The sequence below is a fragment of the Clostridium sp. ZBS2 genome (assembly GCF_023845855.1).
Lineage (GTDB): Bacteria > Bacillota > Clostridia > Clostridiales > Clostridiaceae > Clostridium > Clostridium aquiflavi.
This window is the reverse complement of record NZ_JAMQIF010000010.1, coordinates 137,364-156,152: the sequence shown is the minus strand read 5'-3', so window position 1 is coordinate 156,152 and position 18,789 is coordinate 137,364. Positions and strand designations below refer to the sequence as shown.

The following is an 18,789-nucleotide window of genomic DNA, read 5'->3' as shown; positions in this document are numbered from 1 at the left end:
AATTTTGATAATATATTAGATCTAATTAATGAATTAGATGAAACTGAAGCAATTAAGTGTAATAAAAAATAAACTAGTAAGAGTAATAACCTAAATAAATACAATAATTATTATAATAGTTTAATATATTTTATATAATTAGAAATTAGTATATAATTAGAATTGATATATTAAATTTTAACAAATATAGATTATCATAACAATGGAGGTATAAATGGAGGTTATTACTTTTTTTAATAATAAAGGCGGGGTAGGAAAAACAACAACTATTGTAAATTTGGCAAGTTACCTTAGTATTTATAAAAATAAAAGAATATTGTTAGTTGACTTAGATCCACAGTCTAATTCAACACAAATTATAATCCCAGAAGAGCAATGGAGAGATTTTTATGGACCAGAATCAAGTAGAAAAACTATATATGATTTTTTTAAATTGATGGATGCAGGAGAACCAATTCTAAAAAAATTTGATATTCCTATAAAAGAATATGAAAATAATTTTAAAATTGACTTGATTCCAGGTCATCCTAATCTATCTATAATTGATGATTTAATGAGTAAATCTTGGACTGGAGCTATAGGTAAAGATAAAGGAGATTTAAGACGGTTAAATTGGTTAAATCAATTAAAGAGTTTTTTTCAAGAATATGATTATATATTTTTAGATGTTGGCCCTTCGTTGGGTGCTTTAAATAGAAGTATTTTATTGAATTCTGAATACTTTATTACCCCAATGGCTTCAGATATATTTAGTTTATTGGGTATAGAAAATATTGCTAAATGGATGAATAGATGGATGGAATTTTATAAAGATGCATTATCTAATCTTAGCAAAATGGATGAAAATTTCACAAATGAATTCTGTAAAGAATATCTTATTAATAATAATATTGATAATAGTTGTAAGTTCATAGGATATTCAGTTCAACAATATTCAAAAAGAAAATTTAAGTCTGGTGTAAGACCTACTCAAGCATATGAAAAAGTAATACAGAATATAAATTGTGAAATAGTAAAACATTTGAGTAGTTTCAAAAAAAATGGACTATGTGATGACGATATAAAACTTGGAGATATACCATATGTATATAGTATAATACCGCTATCGCAAACATCTAATATGCCTATTTTTGAGTTATCATATAAGAGTGGGTTAAGAGGAAATCAAACTAGTAGTGTGAATGAATATAAAGATTTTATGGAGAAAATAGCTGCTAACTTTTTAAGGAATGTTGGTGAAAGTAATGACTAAGAAAATAGAGTGGCCAGCAAATCTAATTGAAGAAATAGCATATAGAAGATGTATTATATTTTTAGGATCAGGAATATCTGCAACTTCAAAAAATATTAATGAAAACAAACCACCTATATGGAGTAAATTTATAGAAGAAATAAAGAAATTAATTCAATCACCAACAGAAGAGGATAAAAAATTTATAGATGATATGATAAAACAAGAAAATTATTTAATGGCATTACAAGCTATATATGATTTAAGTGATGCTGGAGCATATAATAAATATTTAAAGGATACATATGCTAGAGGAGGATATTTACCTTCAGAAGTACATAAGTCTATAAAAGCTTTAGATAGTAAAATAGTTATAACAACAAACTTTGATAAAATATATGAGAATTTGTGTAATCAAGATGGATATATAGTTGATGACTATAGAAATTCAAAATCTATAATTAGTAATATAAAATCTCCAGAGTCAATTATAATTAAAGCTCATGGAACAATAGATGATACAGACAATATAATATTTACAGGAAAGCAATATTATGAAGCACAAGCAAAATATCCCGAATTTTATTCGTTATTACATGCATTATTTTTAACTAATACAGTAATATTTCTAGGATATAGTTTAAATGATCCAGATATCAATTTAATATTACAAAATATTAACAATACATCAAATTCAACGTGCCCTCATTATGTAATATTAAAAGAAGGCACGCCAAAACATTTAATAAAGCATTGGAAAGATACATATAATATAGCTTCTCTTGAATATGGGCCAAGCTATGAAAATTTGGAAGAAAATATAATTGAACTAAAAGAATTGGTAGAAGAGCTTCGTAATGAGCGTAGTATTTATTAAAACTAGCGATAATATGCTAAGTTACATATTATCGCTAGTTTTTATATTATTTATTTTAAAGCTCTTCCATCAGTACCTTTTTTTAGAGGGGCAATATCATCACTTATATCATCATGTTCAATCTCTATTATTTTTAGAACACCGTTAGAGATTTCGTTAGAAAATAAAGACCATAACTTAAAATAAGGTTCAAGCTCTTGAAAGTTACCAACTCTATCTGTTAAATGATAGTACATTTTTCTTGAGGGAAGAACTAGCATACCACCTAATAATTTCCCTTCAATTATTGCAAGCAATAATCTATTTATAGCTCTATGACTAGATGATATATTTCCAGTTTCCCATTCAACTCCAAAATAAGTATTAGTTTGTCCTATTTTATGCGCTGTGTCAATTCTTCGTTTTTTCATGTCAGGATCAGTTATTTTTCGTTCATCATACCAACCATGCTGATCTAAATAAGATATGAAAGTATTTTTTATCGGTTTTACACCATTTGCGTGTTTACCTGAATTTAAAATAAAAGTTCCATTACCAATAGGATTTTTCATACTATAAATAGCATTAAAAACATCACTTTCTATTTTCTTATATTCAACACTATTAGAAAATTTGCCATTTGATATTAAAGTAACAATATTAGTTATTTTCATTCAAAAGTCCTCCTTTTTTACTTAGCAATATTATACAATTATTGTTTGGACAAGTAAATAAAATACAATGATGGATATAGACTTTTAATAGTTATATTTAATCGGATCTATGGTAAAATAAATAGTATTAAGAGGTGATAAATTTGTCAATTAATAATGAATTTCATGTAAATAGATTATTTGAAGAACTTAATATTTATAATAAGGAAGATTTGAAATTAATGGCAAAACAATTAAATGTAAAAGCTAGCAAATTAATGTATTATAATAATAAAATGATTTTCCCACAAGGAGATATACTTAATAGGATTTTAGATTTTAAGGGATATTCTAAATTAGAACTTAAATTAAAGTTAGGTATAATAGACAACAAGTTAATAGATTGGATATCTAGAAATTCGGAAGTAATAACTAATAATTTTCAAAGTAATATTGAGGAACATAGCACAGATAATAAAGAACAGTTTAAAACCTCATATGGGAAGCTATTTAAGGGCGATTGTTTAGAAGTAATGAAAAGTATTCCAGATGAATCAGTGGATTTAGTATTTGCGGATCCACCGTTTAATTTAAATAAGGTATATGGTGATGGAATAAATGATTATGTATCTGAACAGGAATACATAGGCTGGACTGAAGAGTGGGTACTAGAATGTTTAAGAATATTATCACCAGGTGGAGCAATATTTATTTATAATATTCCATATTGGAATACATATACGGCTAATATATTAAACAAATATGCTAATTTTAGGCATTGGATAGCTATTTCAATGAAAGGATTATTGCCTGTAGCGAAAAAGTTACAGCCTGAGCATTATTCTTTATTATACTATATCAAAGGTGAACGTCCTAAAGTTTTTAACAAACAAAGAATCTCAATGCAAACGTGCAGACATTGTGGAGGAGAAATTAGAGATTATGGTGGAAAGAAAAAGGGATTGAATCCTAATGGGTTATCGTTATCTGATATATTTACGGACATTAATCCTGTAAGGCACAAGAAATATAAGAATAGAGAGGCTAATGAATTACCAGTAAAATTATTATATAGGATAATATCTTTAGCATCAAATGAGGGAAATACAATTTTTGATCCTTTTGGTGGAAGTGGAACAACATATGTTGTAGCTGAATATTTAAAGAGAAATTGGATAGGGTGTGAATTAGGCAGTATAGAAAGCATTGTAGAAAGATTTAATAATAAATCAATGGACTTGAAGTTATTAAAAGATATAGAAAATAGTAGTAATGTTTTGTTTACAGAAGACCAAGTTAAAATAAGAGTAAAAAATAACTTTTGGACATATGAAAAACTAGAAAAAAATATTGATGAAAAAAATGAATAATATATATTTATAGTAACATGGATATAAGCTTTTTAGATGGAAATACTAAAAATATAGGTATTCAAGGAAACAGTTTTTGAATATATTGATATATTTTAATGTGAGGAAGGAAGAATTAAAATTCCTTCCTTTAATTGAGCAGTTTAGTAACAATTTCAGCAAAAAGTGCTTACCTAAATGTACATGCCTTTTTATTCTTTTAAGATACATTTACTAAAAATAAAAAAATCCTTGATTGTAAACTTAGTTGGAATTAAGCATGATATTCTTCAGGGAATAAAACAACCTAAATATAAATATCCCAAGCGAAGTCTACTTCGTTTATGGTATATATATATTTAATTGTTATATTCCTTTGTACTATCTTTAAACATATCGTGTAAAAGTATAAGAGCTGTGCTAAAGAAGAGGGTCAAAGAAGAACATCTCATATACTGTCTAAGTATTCCTCTATGCTTATTTTTATTTAATATATTATTTGAATTGTTTAAGTGCTTAGTTATTAATATTTTTATATAGATAGTTATGTTTATAAGATTATATATAAAGTTTATAAAATATTTTATTTATAAGTTTGTAGTGAAGTAGTTAATAGTAGTATCAGTATTAGTGTTATTACTACTATACCGTATATACCATTTAACTTAATTATTAGTGGCACCTATTCAATCACCCAAAATAGTACAGGATATCACCTGTTATTTCTAAGCATATATGAGTTTTCCGGCAAGCTCCAACCTCATATATACTAAGAAATCACTAGGATTAATCTAGTCCTATGTTTAGGTACCCGATTGGGTGCAGAAGATAAAAGACCCTTTGCTACGTAAGTAATTATATAAAGTAAGGTCATATATCTCCTTATTACAGGTATAAGTGCTGGTGCTAAAGAAGAAGGTTCAAGGAGAGCAGCACCTATACCATTAAACATAATATTCTTAGCATTCGATAAATTGATAGCACTAAATTTAACGTATTTTAACCAGTGTTTTCATGTACTATTTTTCCCCCGACCGCCACCCCTAAATTATATTTTCTTTTATCATATTCTTTGTTTCGCAAATCAAGATTGTATCATAAAAAAAGTTAATAATGTCAAGGAGCAGAGCTTTGGGGCAGATTGACATTATTAATCAATAGAAGAGTTACCTTTTTAGTACATGAAGACTTCTGAGAGCTATATTTCATAAAGGTTTATATAATTCATAATATTAGATAGTGAGAATCAAATATATAAAATTACATAATACGGTATAATGAAATGGAGATTATTAATAATAAATTATTAAAGAATAAAAAGGTGTGAAAATAATGAAAAATAGCAGAATACTTATGGAGAAACAAGCTATTAAGATATTAGAAAAAGCTGGATGGTATGAAAATAGAAAAAATGATATATCACAATTTACAAAAAGTTGTAAAGAAAATAATATAAATTTATTTAAAAGTGCTAAAGAATTTTTAGAAGAGTTTTCTGATTTAAAAAGAGGTGTTTCATTTTATGTAATGGATGATAAAAAAAACATTTTGTCAAAAAAGTCATTTAGTTTTCTATTTTTTACTAACCGTTTATGCACTGATAAAAATTTTAGAGAAATAGTTTATCCAATTTCTGATAAAGAAAATGAATGGGCTGAATTAATTAGCAGATGTACGGATGAAGATTATATTTGTGTTGGAGATTCGGGAATATATTATCAAGCTAAAATTTTTATAGGTATTTCAGGAAAATTATATTGCTTACATGACTATGATGATGACGTATTAATTTTTAATAATTTTCTTGAATTTATGGTATACGAATTACATGATATAGTTATAGATTTAAATAATTTACATGCACCTAAGTGGTGATGAATTAAAGGAGGAAATATGAAATGATTATCAACGAGGGCATGAAAGTATATTTAGAGAAATTGAAAGAACAAAAACTAAAAAAAAATTTAATAGATTTATTAGAGTTTAAAAAAGAAATTTCGCCTACTATTTATAAAAGGATAAATAGTAGAGGAGAACCATATTATTGTATAAATAATTTTTGTGGATTTAATACTAAGTCTTTATGCGAATATTCAGGAAAGGAATTAACTGATTATGAATTTGACGGGAATGAAATTTATATTTGTTTTGAAGATAATAATGATATTTTAGCTGTTTTAAATGTTGCATTAATTGCAATAGAATGTTGGAAATATATCTTAAATGATAAATTTCCGAATGAGAATTTTGATATATTAATGTCTTTAGATGAGGGGAAAGAATTTGGAGTTGAAGCATCAGCTACATTACGTTTATATGCAATTCGTGATGGTTATCATTTTTTTGCGTATGATGAGATAGAAGAGTGTACAGGTTCNNNNGAACCTGTACACTCTTCTATAGATAGCTAAATAAATGTATACTACAGAATAATTATAAAGGTATTAAAGAAAAAAATGTTGTATAAGGAACAATTGTTAGATTGTTAAGAAGGTACCGTTATAATCCAAATTATTTAAATATATTTGATTAAAATTACTATATTTACAAAATATGATATAATTAATTGAAAGATAAATAGCAATTTGTAAGGAGATTAGCAATGGAATTATTTAAATTAGGAAAGAAAAAAGAAGGATATAAATGTGTGCAGTATGGGATGTTTAATAATATTGAATTTAATCCAGAATCATTTATAGATATATTTGAAAAAGATTGGGGAATAAAATTAGAAGCAGAAATAAGAAGTGATGATATGATTACACATGTTAATTTTGATATAGATAAAATTCAGTTTGTATGTTCATTTATGAAAGCAATATATCCAGATGATTCACCAATTGAAGCTGCAAAAAGAAATCCATTTTGGAGAGACGCAGAAGAATGTGTTAACAATCATAAGGCATTTATGATTGTTGGTATTTTAAAAAATGAATGTTTAAATCAGATTAAAACTTGCTCTATATTTACGCAAGTCTGTTGCTCACTTATGGGAATGTCTAATGGAATATGTATGTATAATGCAGATTCTGGCTTAATAATTGAAAAAAATAGTTATCGTAATTATATGAACATTATGAAAGCCGCATTGGAACATAATGATTATTATCTTCCATATGAAAATTGGATAAATATTAATTATGTTAGAGAAGAAGATGGGAAAATAGGAGCTTTTACAACAGGATTAAATATATTCAATAAATTAGAAATAGAGCTGGTACATATAGAGTACGAAATAGAAGTAATGCAGAAAATTATAGACATAATTTTATTTGGTTTAATAATGGATAATAAGACCTTGGAGAGTGGTCAATTAATTAAGTTAGATGAAGATATTGAAATTATCACAAAAAAGGCAAAAGGTTATTATCTAAATGATAGAGAGGCAATACGTATTTTTTATTAATACTATTTGATAAACAAATTCCAATTTATCGATGTGATATTTGTTTTGTTTTCAATGCTAGAATTAAATATAAGGACAAACTATAAATGTGATTTTGGCAACCACTTGTGTATAATCTAAAATAAAAATATTCAAACTGCTTAAGAGTTTTGACCTCTTGAATATTGTTATTTTTAGATGATATAATATCAGTCCAAAATGACCATTATAAAAGGCAATAAACATTAAAAAATATGTTTATTGCCTTATTTTTATGCAACATTATTAGAATTATCATTGGATTTATTAGTATCAATAACAACTCCAAGTTTAGTTGAAATTATGGTATTTAATTTATTAATTGAAGCGCTTAAAGAGTTTAGTTGTTTTTCTAGTCGTATAAGTAGGTATGCACTTACTGCTACTGAAAAGCCAACATTACCGATAAGGCTTACTAATTCATTAATATCCATTAAGATCACCTCCTATATAGAATATATGGATTTAGAAATAATATTTCATCTATGTATGAAATTAAGATTTATAACAGAGATGAAAATGGATATGTTTAGAAATAGAGGTAGTTGAGAATGGATAGTGGAAAGTGTTGGAGAAATTTCTTTTGATGGAATTTTAAAAAATATGTTTTATTAAAAAAGCTGAGCTTTTAACTATAACTTTTAATTCTCATCTCTCAATTTTTCACTAAAAATATAGTGTAGTATGTTTTTTATTAAGTTTATAAAATAAATAATATAGGTTATAATTGAAGTAAGAAGTGGTGTTTTAAGAATACTGATAAAACATAAAAATAATATAAAAGGAAGCCCGATTCACATACGTTCACTGGGTAAGTTCGAAGAGCAAAATCATAGATTTTGATTCTTACTTAAAGAGAGCTATGGATATATTTGCAGAAGATGGATTAAAGTTCTTTGGAATAGATAAAAAAGTTAAGGACACAGGATCTACTGAGATTGTGGTACTTGATAATATAGGAAACTCGACTCACATTCGTTCCCTGAGTAAGTTTAAGTAACCAAATATAAAATTTGGACTTGCACTCATGTTTATGGATTATACTTTCTTAATGGAAGATGATACGTATATACATTTTGAGTTCCAAACAACTAATAAGGGTGTTACTGATTTAAGAAGATTTAGAACATATGAAGCATTATTAAATATGCAAACTGGAAAAGATGTTGTAACTTACGTAGTTTATTCAGGAGATATTAAAAGCCCTTTAAGTGGATATGAAAGTGGAATTAATTCATATAGAGTTAATGCTATTTCAATGGCTAATAAAGATGGAGATAAAATCTTTAATGATATACTAGATAAAATGAAATCAGGAGAAGAACTTAGCAAGCAAGATATTATAGTATTAACTTTTACGCCTATAATGGGTGGAAAGCTTAGTAAAGGTGATAAGATAGTAAATGCAATAAGAGTTGTTAAGGATATTGATAAGGCTTATAGATATGATGTTGAGTCAATTCTGTATGCTTTTGCAAATAAGTTTTTAAGCGGTAAAGATTTAGATAAAGTAAGGGAGGAGATTAAGATGACAGAATTAGGTAAGAGCTTAATTGAAGAAGGTAAGTCAGAGGGAAAACAAGAAAATGCAATAGAGACTGCAAAAAGAGCTATTAAAAAGGGTATGAGTAATGAAGTAATAAGCGAATTGACAGATTTATCTATTGAAAAAATAGAGATAATAAGAAAAGCAATTAGTAATAATTAATTATGTTAATATTAATTAAAATTAGAGATTAAAATGACTGAACTAGGAAGAAGTTTAATCTAATAAATTATGTATTGTAAAAGTTTATTTTTAGAGTTAAAGAGGTGAAGTTATGGTTAATATAGATCATAAAATAAATGATTTAAAGAATTATTTTAAATCTAATGATAATATAGTGGCAGCATGGTTTATAGGCTCATATGGAACAGAATATCAAACAGAAGATAGTGATATTGATATTGCATTATTATTAGACAAAAAAATTGGTATCATGGATGAGATGGATATATCATGTAGAATTAGTGAAGTCCTTGGTTTTGATAATATTGATACTATTAACCTTTTATCTGCACCTATAACATTACAATTTAAGGTCATAGATGAGGGTAGAAGTATTATTATTTAATAAAATTATTGTTTATTTTCTATTTAACAATTGAAAATAAAATTGTTAAATAAATAGGTTATATAATTAGTAATTTAAAGTAAAAATCATTAAAGGTAGGATGTCAATCTTAGAGGTTTATTTACATGCATATTATTAAATCAAAGTATAATTACAGTTCTTAAAAGATATGATAAAATAAATAATAGAATAGAGAATTTCATGCATTTAAGATATTAAAAGTTCTTGATTGCCTTAAGTTTGAAAGAGGTGAAATTATTAATGAATGATACTCAAAAAAATGATTTGTTTTATGTATGCTGTCTTATAGAATTTATAAGTAGAAAAAGCAAAAATAGAAGATCAACAATTGTTGAAATATTAGGTAGGAAAGAATTAGCTAGGCAATTAGATATTGCTCAGGTTAATCATTGTCTATCATTTGAGCAAGTTTCAGATGAAATAATAGAGTATTTTAATATACAAGAAGGTAACTTTGATACAGTTGGATTATGTAAATACAATGTTCCAAGTGTTCAATCTATAGGAAAAGTATATCAAAGATTAATATTAAGCATAATTTCAGAAAAAGCTAATTTAGCAGATGTTTTATTTGAAGTATTTAATTCATTTATAAGTGATGAAATTTCAGACTTTAATTCATCAGTTTATTATAGTAATCCAGATTATTTAAAATGGTCATATTTAGAAGGAAGATTATTAGAGTAAAAAAACAAAACCCTAAAGGTAAAAAATACCTTTAGGGTTAATTTACATACTCATACTAATATATATATAAATTTTTCTTAAAGCACTAGTCTTTCTATTAAAAGAAGTAGAGTAGCACACATCTTTTAATAGAAAAAATAAATTGATAATATATAATGAAAAACTATGGTGTAAAAATGGTGTAAAATATAAAAAACTCAATATACAAGCACAAAAAAAGAATGGCTTAAACCTAGTGTTTAAGTCATTCTTTATAAAATGGTGACCCATACGGGAATCGAACCCATGATTCCATAAATAAAGAAATATAACAATTTATATTTCTTTATAATTATCTACAAAGTTAGTAAAATAGCCATTTAAATCATATGGTTCATTATGGTAATTCATCTTTATTTAGAACTAGTGTGGGAAAAGTGTGGGAAAGTTTTATAAAAGAAATTAAGTTATTTAACTAAATATAATAAAGGTCAAGATTAGAGAATACATTTTATGTTTTTTCTAATCTTGACATTTATGAATTAATAAGCTAATTAAAAATATAATTCAATTTATCAACAGCAATGCTTTTTTCTTTAGGGATGACATGTGTATAAGTATTAGCAGTAATATCAATAGAGCTGTGTCCAAGAAGTTCAGATACTGTTTTTAATGGAACATCATTTTCAAACAACTTAGTGGCAAATGTATGTCTTAATGCGTGGAATTTTTTATGCGGAAGTTCTGCTTTTTTGAGTATATTTTCCCATGCATGAGATAGATTAGTTACGTCAATTAGGGAACCACTTGATGTTGTAAATATATAATCAGATTTCTCGTAAGATAAGCCACATTTTAATTTATATTTCTTTTGTCGTAATTTTAGATCATTAAATATTGGAACTAAACTATAAGGAAAGGGAATTTCTCTTATTGAGCCCCTTGTCTTTGGAACTTGTATTATTTGTTTTCTTTCTTTAGAACCATCAGCTTCAATTATATAAACTTTTGATAATGACTTATTTACTTTTATAAAATTATTTTTGAAATCAATATCTCTCCAAGTTAAAGCTAATAATTCACCTCTTCTAAGTCCAGTTCCTAATGCTATTAGTATTAGTTCTTTATAAAGATTATTAGCTAAATTTTCTTTTAAAATTTTTAATTCATCATCAGTAAAATGTTGCACTTCTTCTTTAGCTTTTTTTTCACCAGGAATAACTATTTTTTTACCAATACAAGGATTCTTAGCAAGATAACCTTCATCAACTGCATAATTTAGAAATTGCTTTAATAATTTATTTAAGTTCTCTATAAGGTTTCTGCTTTTCCCTTTTTCATATAGTTTATTGTAGTATCTTTGAATTGGAAGTGCTTTTACATTACAAATTTTTAGTGAGTATATATCACTATTTTTTATATATAATCTGTACAAACCTTCATATTTTTCAAAAGTTGTAGGTTTTATTTTGTCAGAAACTCTAATTGTTTCAAAAAGCCATGTGTACATTAATTTTCCAAGTATAATAGATTTAGTATCTATATTTAAGCCATTCCTAATCCCTAGTAGATATTCATCTCTCATAGATTCAGCTTCAGACTTGCTTTTGCCATAGAATTCTTTTCGTATTAATTTACCAGTACTGTCTCTACCAACTGAAGCAGTAGCTCTAAAATAAGATATTCCGTTTTTTTTACAGTTGGTTTTTACAGCCATAAAATCACTTCCAATCTTTTATTTTGTATTTATATTTATAGTAATATATTCTTTTAAACTTTAAATTTAATTTAATTCTTAAAACAATATATAAAAATTTAAACTAGGAAATAACACTAATTTAAATTTTTATAAAAATATAGTAAAGTATATATTTAGTATTTGCTAAATTTTATTATTTATTAGAAATTTTACAATTTATTAATTATAATTACATCTTCTAAATTCCATTTCTAATATTGTGTCTACGGTATGTTTTCCTACATAATCTAATGAATTATATTTATTTAGTAGGGATTTTTCAGTATCTGATAATAATATTTTTGTATGATCTTCTTTTTCTTCCCATCCCATTAATTTAGCTGGAGTTGTATCTAGTATAACTGCTAATTTTTCTATTTTATCAGAAGGAATATTTGAGATTACGCCACTTTCATATCTTTGAAGTGTTGGTTTTTGTATGGATAATTTTTTACAAACATCATCTAAAGTCATATTTAGTTCTAATCGTCTTTTTTTTATATTTTCTTTTAATCCCATGGCCACCATCATCCTTTTCATAATTTACAATAGAATATTTTATAAAAACAAAATAAAAATATAATTTACTACTTATTATACCATTTGTTTCTGTATATGCAACATATATTTCCTAATTAATGGTAAAAGTTACTTAATAAGTATTGACATATATACCCAACAGAGATATTATATTACTTAATAAGTAACGAAGAGGTGATTAGATGATATTGATTAATGAATTAAAAGGAAGGATTAGAGCAAAAGGATATACACAAGAAAAGTTAGCTAAGGAGCTTGGAATCTCTCCAAAGACTTTAAGCAATAAATTTAATAAAGGTATATTTGGATCTAATGAAATTGAAGAAATGATAGAAATTTTAGATATAGATAATCCAATAGATATTTTTTTTGCTAAATAAGTTACTTAATAGGTAAAAAACATGGTGTGGATATAGATTATATGATGTATAAGATACCATATAATGCGAAAATAATATAAATAATTAATATTTAATTTTATTGGAGGGACAAGCTATGGAGGAATTATTAAAAGAAATTTTAGATGAAATAAAAAGAAAAGATTCAGAAGATAAACTTACCTATTCTCTTAAAGAGTGTTCTTATGTATCGGGGATAGGATTAAATACATTACAAGAAGAGGTAGCAAAAGACAATTCCAATTTTCCATTCTTTAAAATAGGAAAAAAAATAATGGTAGACAGAAAATTATTTCATCAGTGGCTCCAGAATATTTCCAAAACTCATGAGGAATTAAGAAGAGGATAAGTTAATTTAGTTTAATTTAGAAAATTATTAAAAGGAGAGGTTATGAATTTAAAAATGTTTAAGGAATATATTAGGTTATGTAAAAAGTGGGACAAAAACCCTACATGGATTGGAGTTAAGTTTTTTAAAAAAGCTTTTAAGTGATTTTATGAATATTTAATTTATGAGGGTTTTAGATAGAAAAATTAATGTAAAAGTTTTCAATCTCTAAAAGAGGTGTTGAGATATGAGTGAAGGATGGATAAAACTTTACAGAAATTTAAGAGAACATTGGATATGGGAAGATCCAGTAAAACTAAGATGGTGGATTGATATGTTACTTCAAGCAAATCATCATGATAAAAAGGTTGCACTTGGTAATGAAATAATTTTAGTAAGAAGAGGGTCTTTTCATACATCTGAATTAAAGTTAGCTAAAAGATGGTGTACTAGCAAAAAATCTGCAAGAACATTCCTTGGTTTATTGCAAAATGATGGAATGATAAATATGGTTAAATCTTTCAAAGGAACCACCATTGAAGTTAGTAAATATGGTGATTATCAAGGATATAATGAGGAAAAAGGAACTGCCTTGGAACCACATAAAATTGATGATTTTCAAGATAATAATATTTGTGAAAATAATTTTAAAGATAATGAAGTGAAAAATGGAACTACTAAAAACTCTAGTAATAACAATGGATTAGAGGATAATTTTGAAGAAGAAAAAACCACAAAAGAACCGTGCAAGAACCACTTTAGAACCATGCAGGAACTACAAAGGAACCGAGAGGTATACACAAACAATAATGATAAAGAATTAAAAGAATGTAAAAAAGGACAAGAAGGGAAGAAAACTAAATTACCTCTTCTTTTATTTCCAACAGATATTCATAAGTTGATTTATAAAGAAGTTGGTGATATTGCATATAGGACATGGTTTGCTGATTCGGACATAATTGAAAGGGCAGAAACTATTGAAATAATGCTTGATGACGAATTTAAAAAAAGTGTGGTTGAGAAAAAGTATGTTGGAAGGTTGGAAGGAATTTTGGGAAGAGGGTTGTTGTTGGTATAGTGAAATAAAATAATAAATTTATTTTTAGTATCTTTTATTATAATATCTAAATTATTTAATAGTTTGCACTTTTATAAACATGGTATAATGTGAGAAAATATAAATTAATTGGATGTGGAAATTTAAGATATTTTAGAGGTGATATTTTTGCAAAGTGATAATGACAAAAATGAAATAGAAAAATTAAAAACAATAAAAAGTGAATTAAAAACTGTTAATTATAATAGTAGTGAGTTAGATGTTAATAAAAGTATATCAAGTTTATTAGAAAGACCTAAATACATGGATAGTATATCAAAGATTACGAAGATAAGTAGTAGAGCATTTAATTATAGTGAAAGTATATCAAGTATATTAGAAAGACCTAAATATATGGATAGTATATCAAAGATCACGAAGATAAGTAGTAAAGCATTTAATTATAGTGAAAGTATATCAAGTATATTAGAAAAACCTAAATACATGGATAGTATATCAAAGATTATGAAGATAAGTAGCAAAGCATTTGATTATAACAAAAGTATATCAAGTATATTAGAAAAACCTAAATGTATGGACAGTATATCAAAAATTATGAATATAAATAGTAAAGCATTTGATTATAATAAAAGTATATCAAGTATATTAGAAAAACCTAAATACATGGATAGTATATCAAAAATTATGAAGATAAGTAGTAAAGCATTTGATTATAATGTTTTTGAGGAAATAAGTAAAATAGACTTTAACTCAGTGCATTTAAATACAAATGGAACAATAAGTTATTTAGATAAAACAATTAATATAGAGGATGAAATAATAGAGCCTATAGATGAAATTAATTTAGACAACAATGATATTTTATATGAACAGAAACTATATTCATTATTTACAAAAATAAAAATTAAACATCCCATAGTTATTTTTATAACATTAATGTTTTTAATAAATCCATTTTATGAATACTATATTGACCATGCAAAAACTATAATAGATAATAAAATGAAGGAAATAGAAATTAGTTATAATACAAGTACTGAGAAGCATAAAATTATTAAAGAGATAAAGAAAGAAATATCAGCTGAAGTTAATTTAAATTATTGTAAAAATAATAATTTTAAAAAAGCATTAAATGAATATAGGTTTGTTAAAGTGGAATGTTTGAATGTTAGAACCAGTAATTCTATAAATTCTAGGTCAATTTATGATTTAAGATTTGGCGAAGTAGTAAAAATATTAAAAAAAAATAAAAATTGGTCTTTAATAGAATATATAGTTGATGAAAATGTAGTAATTAAAGGATGGGTATATACTAGATATATAGGTGAATTTAAGTGATAATGTTAAATTTAAATAAAATATTTAATTATCATAATAGGATTTATATAGTTAAAAATATAAATGTAAAAAATCACTCATGTATAAAGCTAAAGCTTATACATGAGTGATTTTTTTAGAAAGAAAGAGTGTTTTAAAAAACGATTATTTTACTTCAAATTTTGTGACTTCTCTTTGTGTTAATTGAGCAGCAGATGCGTTAGTAAGCAAGCCTTTGCTTGTTAAGAAAAATTCCTTATCAACTATAAGCTGCATTAAAGCTTTTACTTCTTCTGCTGATATATCTGGTTTAACACCACTTATAGTAAGTGTTGTTTTAGAATCAGCTTGATTTACGAATGTCATTGATAAAATGTATTCCATATTGAATTACCTCCTTTTTAATTTGTTGACTTGATAATTTGAAATTACTCACTCATTAGCTTAGAAGTATCAGTTATAAAGAAATTCCTACAGTCAGCAGCTAAGTTCTTTTCAATTTCTTCTGCAACTTCAAATACTTCATCAGGTGTTTTCTTTGGATTTACATTAGAAAAACTTTTTTTAGAATAGATTGGATCTCCAAGTTTATCAGTTCCTTTTTGTACCTCAATAGCAAGAGTACAACCAGTTTGCAATTTGTTAATAGCCATAATGTTTACCTCCTTTAATTTGATTTCATATAGGATATATGTGTTTGGAGGAGGAATTACATGGTGGAGAGAAAATTTTTTAAAATTTATATTTTGTAATTTTAAAGCTAGAGAATATGTTGTTTGAGAGTCATGTAACTAAATAAGCTGATTGAGGTATATTAATGAATACATTTAAGAGTTTTTTATTTGTATATACAATAATTTGATGTTAGAAATTATAAGTATATAAAAGCTACAAAAATTAAAATAGTTAGGATAAAGTAAATCAAGTGAGTATGAAGTTAGTGTGTAGAATAGACTTTAGACTGATAAATGGAGAGCTATATCATAAATAAATGAGACTTTTACTATTTTAGGGTATGGTTTTATAGGATAGGTTATTAGTGAAATATATAATTTTTATTGTTATTATAAATAAACTCATATATAATAAATCAGTAATTTATAGAAGTTGATAGTCTAAAACAACTATGTTATGCTAGTAAAACGAGGTGAGGTAAATGGAAACATTATTAGACGGAATAGATGAAAAAAAGGAAGTATTAAAAACTTCTGAAGTAATAGAGTATTTAGGTGTTAGTAAGCATAAGTTAAACAAAATGATTAAAGATGGAAAGATAAATGTATATAAAAATGAAAAAAATAGGAATGAATTTTCTAAAATAGAAATAGAAAAATATAAAGAAGAACATGGGGATAGTTTAGAGCCATCAGTAGATGCAAGAAATAATATGAATGAGTTAACAGGTAAAGAATGGTTACCAGAAACAAAAAGTTTTTGGTATCAAAAAGGATTAGGTGCAAGTCATCCACATGCTCAAATAGAAAGACAGCATCCAGCTCCTTTTTCATTTCAAGATGTACAAAGGTTAGTATTATTTTTTACAAAGAAAGGTCAAAAAGTATTAGATCCATTTAGTGGAACAGGTTCTACAGTAAAAGCATGTGCCGTTTCAGAACGTATTGGAGTAGGAATTGAATTATCAAAGCATTGGTGTGATTTATCAAAGTATAGAATAGAATATGAAGTTGGTGAAGGTGAATCATTAAAGCATACATTTATTAATCAAGATTGTAGAGAAGCTTTGGATAATATGGATAAAGAAAGTATAGACTTAATTGTTACTAGTCCTCCATATTGGTCTATATTAAATAAAAAAATAGACCACAAAACTAAAAAGAGAGCTGAAGAAGGATTAGCTACAAATTATTCTGATGATAAGAAAGATTTAGCTAATATTGATGATTACAATGAGTTCTTAGATGAGTTAAAAGATGTATTTATCAAGAGTGCTAAAGTATTAAAGGAAAATAAATATATATGTGTTATTGTATCTGATTTTAGAAATAAATCAGAATTTGTAAGCTTTCATAGCGACCTTATTCAAATTATGAATAAGTCAGAAGTAGATAGTAAACATGAATTGATGTTACAAGGCGTAAAAGTGTTATTACAAAATCATAAAAGTTTATTACCTTATGGTTATCCTTTTTCTTATGTTGAAAATATACATCATCAATATATTTTAATATTTAAAAAGCAAGTAAAGAAAGCTAATAAAAAAACTAAGGATAATAGTAAGGAAGAGAATAAAAATGGATTGGGATTATAATAGAACATATGTGGGTAATAGTGATGATATATTGCCTAAAATGTTAGAGGATGAATTAAAATTTGACTTAATATTAACAGACCCTCCGTATAACTTAAAAAAAGATTTTGGGAATGATAGTGATAATTTATCCATTTCTGAATTTATTGAAATAAATAAAAAAAGATTATCAATATGCAAAGATTTACTTAATAAGAATGGTAGTATAGTTTGGTTTGGAATACATCATTACATATGCTTTATTCAGTGTATAATGTATGAATTAGGACTGTTTTATAGAAGAATGAATATATGGAGATATGAAAATGGGTTTTCTCGTTCTAAGAAAGTACCTCAAGCACAATATGAACCTTTTTTATGGTTCTCTAAATCAGATAAAAAATGGACTTATAATGTAGATGATGTTAGAGTACCATACAAAAGTCAGGAAAGATTAAAAAATCCTGTATACTATAAGAATTCAAAGGGAGAAACGATAGAGTGGAGACCTAATCCATTAGGCGCAATGAGAAGTGATATATGGGAATTTCCAACATTAGCAGGTAAGATATTTAAAAATGAAAGAACAGAGCATCCAACTCAGAAGCCTGAAAGTTTAATAAAAGAACTTATAAAAGCATTTTGTCCAAAAAATGAAGAAGGGTTTTATGATGGAATTATTTTAGATCCATTTCATGGCTCAGGTACGTTAGGAGTATGTTGTGAAAAGCTTAATAGAGAAGGGCATAATATAAAATGGATAGGTATAGAGTTAGAAGAAAAATGGGTAGAAATAAGTGAAGAGAGAATAGCAAAAAAAAATTAGAGCAATTAATTGCTCTGATTTTT

21 protein-coding genes are annotated in these 18,789 nt (G+C 25.9%); 15 read left to right on the top strand and 6 right to left on the bottom strand.

What is annotated here, in order from left to right; all coding sequences use genetic code 11:
* The first annotated feature begins 214 nt into the window (after positions 1-214).
* Together NG918_RS07125 and NG918_RS07120 are read left to right on the top strand one after the other, a co-directional pair.
* Positions 215-1,252, top strand: coding sequence for a ParA family protein (locus NG918_RS07125; RefSeq protein WP_252225495.1), 1,038 nt, complete (start codon positions 215-217; stop codon positions 1,250-1,252).
* The gene (locus tag NG918_RS07120; RefSeq protein ID WP_252225494.1) at positions 1,245-2,108 is read left to right on the top strand and encodes an SIR2 family protein; all 864 of its coding nucleotides are present in this window, start codon (positions 1,245-1,247) and stop codon (positions 2,106-2,108) included. Before NG918_RS07125 ends, NG918_RS07120 begins: the two co-directional genes overlap by 8 nt.
* 50 nt (positions 2,109-2,158) lie before the next feature.
* Here the strand turns inward: NG918_RS07120 and NG918_RS07115 are convergent, their stop codons facing one another.
* Positions 2,159-2,761 (bottom strand): PDDEXK family nuclease, encoded by a 603-nt coding sequence (locus NG918_RS07115; RefSeq protein WP_252225493.1) that lies wholly within the window; start codon positions 2,759-2,761, stop codon positions 2,159-2,161.
* Positions 2,762-2,904: 143 nt separating this feature from the next.
* On the opposite strand from NG918_RS07115, the gene NG918_RS07110 reads away from it, so the two are divergent.
* The 3 genes from NG918_RS07110 (at position 2,905) to NG918_RS07095 (ending at position 7,495) form a co-directional block, all read left to right on the top strand.
* Entirely contained in the window at positions 2,905-4,110 is a 1,206-nt protein-coding gene (locus NG918_RS07110; protein WP_252225492.1) for a DNA-methyltransferase, read from the top strand.
* 1,311 nt (positions 4,111-5,421) lie between these two features.
* Positions 5,422-5,964, top strand: coding sequence for an SUKH-3 domain-containing protein (locus NG918_RS07105; protein WP_061313642.1), 543 nt, complete (start codon positions 5,422-5,424; stop codon positions 5,962-5,964).
* Between the two features lie 727 nt (positions 5,965-6,691).
* Complete coding sequence (locus tag NG918_RS07095; RefSeq protein ID WP_252225490.1) at positions 6,692-7,495, top strand: hypothetical protein; 804 nt, start codon at positions 6,692-6,694, stop codon at positions 7,493-7,495.
* A 251-nt stretch (positions 7,496-7,746) separates the two neighbouring features.
* Here the strand turns inward: NG918_RS07095 and NG918_RS07090 are convergent, their stop codons facing one another.
* A complete protein-coding gene (locus NG918_RS07090) occupies positions 7,747-7,947 on the bottom strand; it encodes a YvrJ family protein (RefSeq protein ID WP_252225489.1) in 201 nt (66 codons plus the stop codon).
* Between the two features lie 428 nt (positions 7,948-8,375).
* Here NG918_RS07090 and NG918_RS17195 point away from each other — a divergent pair, with 428 nt between their 5' ends.
* The 4 genes from NG918_RS17195 (at position 8,376) to NG918_RS07075 (ending at position 10,335) form a co-directional block, all read left to right on the top strand.
* Positions 8,376-8,513: a hypothetical protein gene (locus tag NG918_RS17195; protein ID WP_502801310.1), complete on the top strand. Its 138-nt coding sequence runs from the start codon at positions 8,376-8,378 to the stop codon at positions 8,511-8,513.
* Between the two features lie 27 nt (positions 8,514-8,540).
* Positions 8,541-9,221 (top strand): RpnC/YadD family protein, encoded by a 681-nt coding sequence (locus NG918_RS07085; RefSeq protein WP_502801309.1) that lies wholly within the window; start codon positions 8,541-8,543, stop codon positions 9,219-9,221.
* A 112-nt stretch (positions 9,222-9,333) separates the two neighbouring features.
* Entirely contained in the window at positions 9,334-9,627 is a 294-nt protein-coding gene (gene mntA, locus NG918_RS07080; protein ID WP_252225488.1) for a type VII toxin-antitoxin system MntA family adenylyltransferase antitoxin, read from the top strand.
* Positions 9,628-9,888: 261 nt separating this feature from the next.
* Entirely contained in the window at positions 9,889-10,335 is a 447-nt protein-coding gene (locus NG918_RS07075; protein ID WP_252213903.1) for a hypothetical protein, read from the top strand.
* Between the two features lie 529 nt (positions 10,336-10,864).
* Here NG918_RS07075 and NG918_RS07070 read toward each other — a convergent pair.
* Positions 10,865-12,031 carry a tyrosine-type recombinase/integrase gene (locus tag NG918_RS07070; RefSeq protein ID WP_252225487.1) on the bottom strand — a complete coding sequence of 389 codons (1,167 nt, stop codon included), beginning with the start codon at positions 12,029-12,031 and terminating at the stop codon, positions 10,865-10,867.
* Between the two features lie 201 nt (positions 12,032-12,232).
* Complete coding sequence (locus NG918_RS07065) at positions 12,233-12,571, bottom strand: helix-turn-helix domain-containing protein (protein ID WP_252225486.1); 339 nt, start codon at positions 12,569-12,571, stop codon at positions 12,233-12,235.
* 203 nt (positions 12,572-12,774) lie between these two features.
* Between NG918_RS07065 and NG918_RS07060 the strand changes: the two genes are divergently transcribed.
* The 4 genes from NG918_RS07060 to NG918_RS07045 all read left to right on the top strand — a co-directional run bounded on the left by NG918_RS07060 (position 12,775) and on the right by NG918_RS07045 (position 15,713).
* The gene (locus tag NG918_RS07060; protein WP_035793886.1) at positions 12,775-12,972 is read left to right on the top strand and encodes a DUF739 family protein; all 198 of its coding nucleotides are present in this window, start codon (positions 12,775-12,777) and stop codon (positions 12,970-12,972) included.
* Positions 12,973-13,087: 115 nt separating this feature from the next.
* Positions 13,088-13,339: a MerR family transcriptional regulator gene (locus NG918_RS07055; protein WP_252225485.1), complete on the top strand. Its 252-nt coding sequence runs from the start codon at positions 13,088-13,090 to the stop codon at positions 13,337-13,339.
* Between the two features lie 226 nt (positions 13,340-13,565).
* Positions 13,566-14,396, top strand: coding sequence for a hypothetical protein (locus tag NG918_RS07050; RefSeq protein ID WP_252225484.1), 831 nt, complete (start codon positions 13,566-13,568; stop codon positions 14,394-14,396).
* Positions 14,397-14,543: 147 nt separating this feature from the next.
* Positions 14,544-15,713 (top strand): SH3 domain-containing protein, encoded by a 1,170-nt coding sequence (locus tag NG918_RS07045; protein ID WP_252225483.1) that lies wholly within the window; start codon positions 14,544-14,546, stop codon positions 15,711-15,713.
* Between the two features lie 144 nt (positions 15,714-15,857).
* On the opposite strand, the gene NG918_RS07040 is transcribed toward NG918_RS07045, so the two are convergent.
* Together NG918_RS07040 and NG918_RS07035 are read right to left on the bottom strand one after the other, a co-directional pair.
* Positions 15,858-16,076, bottom strand: coding sequence for a DUF2922 domain-containing protein (locus NG918_RS07040; RefSeq protein WP_252225482.1), 219 nt, complete (start codon positions 16,074-16,076; stop codon positions 15,858-15,860).
* Positions 16,077-16,120: 44 nt separating this feature from the next.
* Positions 16,121-16,345 carry a DUF1659 domain-containing protein gene (locus NG918_RS07035; protein ID WP_252225481.1) on the bottom strand — a complete coding sequence of 75 codons (225 nt, stop codon included), beginning with the start codon at positions 16,343-16,345 and terminating at the stop codon, positions 16,121-16,123.
* A 503-nt stretch (positions 16,346-16,848) separates the two neighbouring features.
* Between NG918_RS07035 and NG918_RS07030 the strand changes: the two genes are divergently transcribed.
* Positions 16,849-17,961, top strand: a complete 1,113-nt coding sequence (locus NG918_RS07030; protein ID WP_252225480.1) for a DNA methyltransferase — start codon at positions 16,849-16,851, stop codon at positions 17,959-17,961.
* Positions 17,945-18,766 (top strand): DNA-methyltransferase, encoded by an 822-nt coding sequence (locus NG918_RS07025; RefSeq protein WP_252225479.1) that lies wholly within the window; start codon positions 17,945-17,947, stop codon positions 18,764-18,766. The genes NG918_RS07030 and NG918_RS07025 overlap by 17 nt, the downstream gene beginning before the upstream one ends.
* Positions 18,767-18,789: the final 23 nt, after the last annotated feature.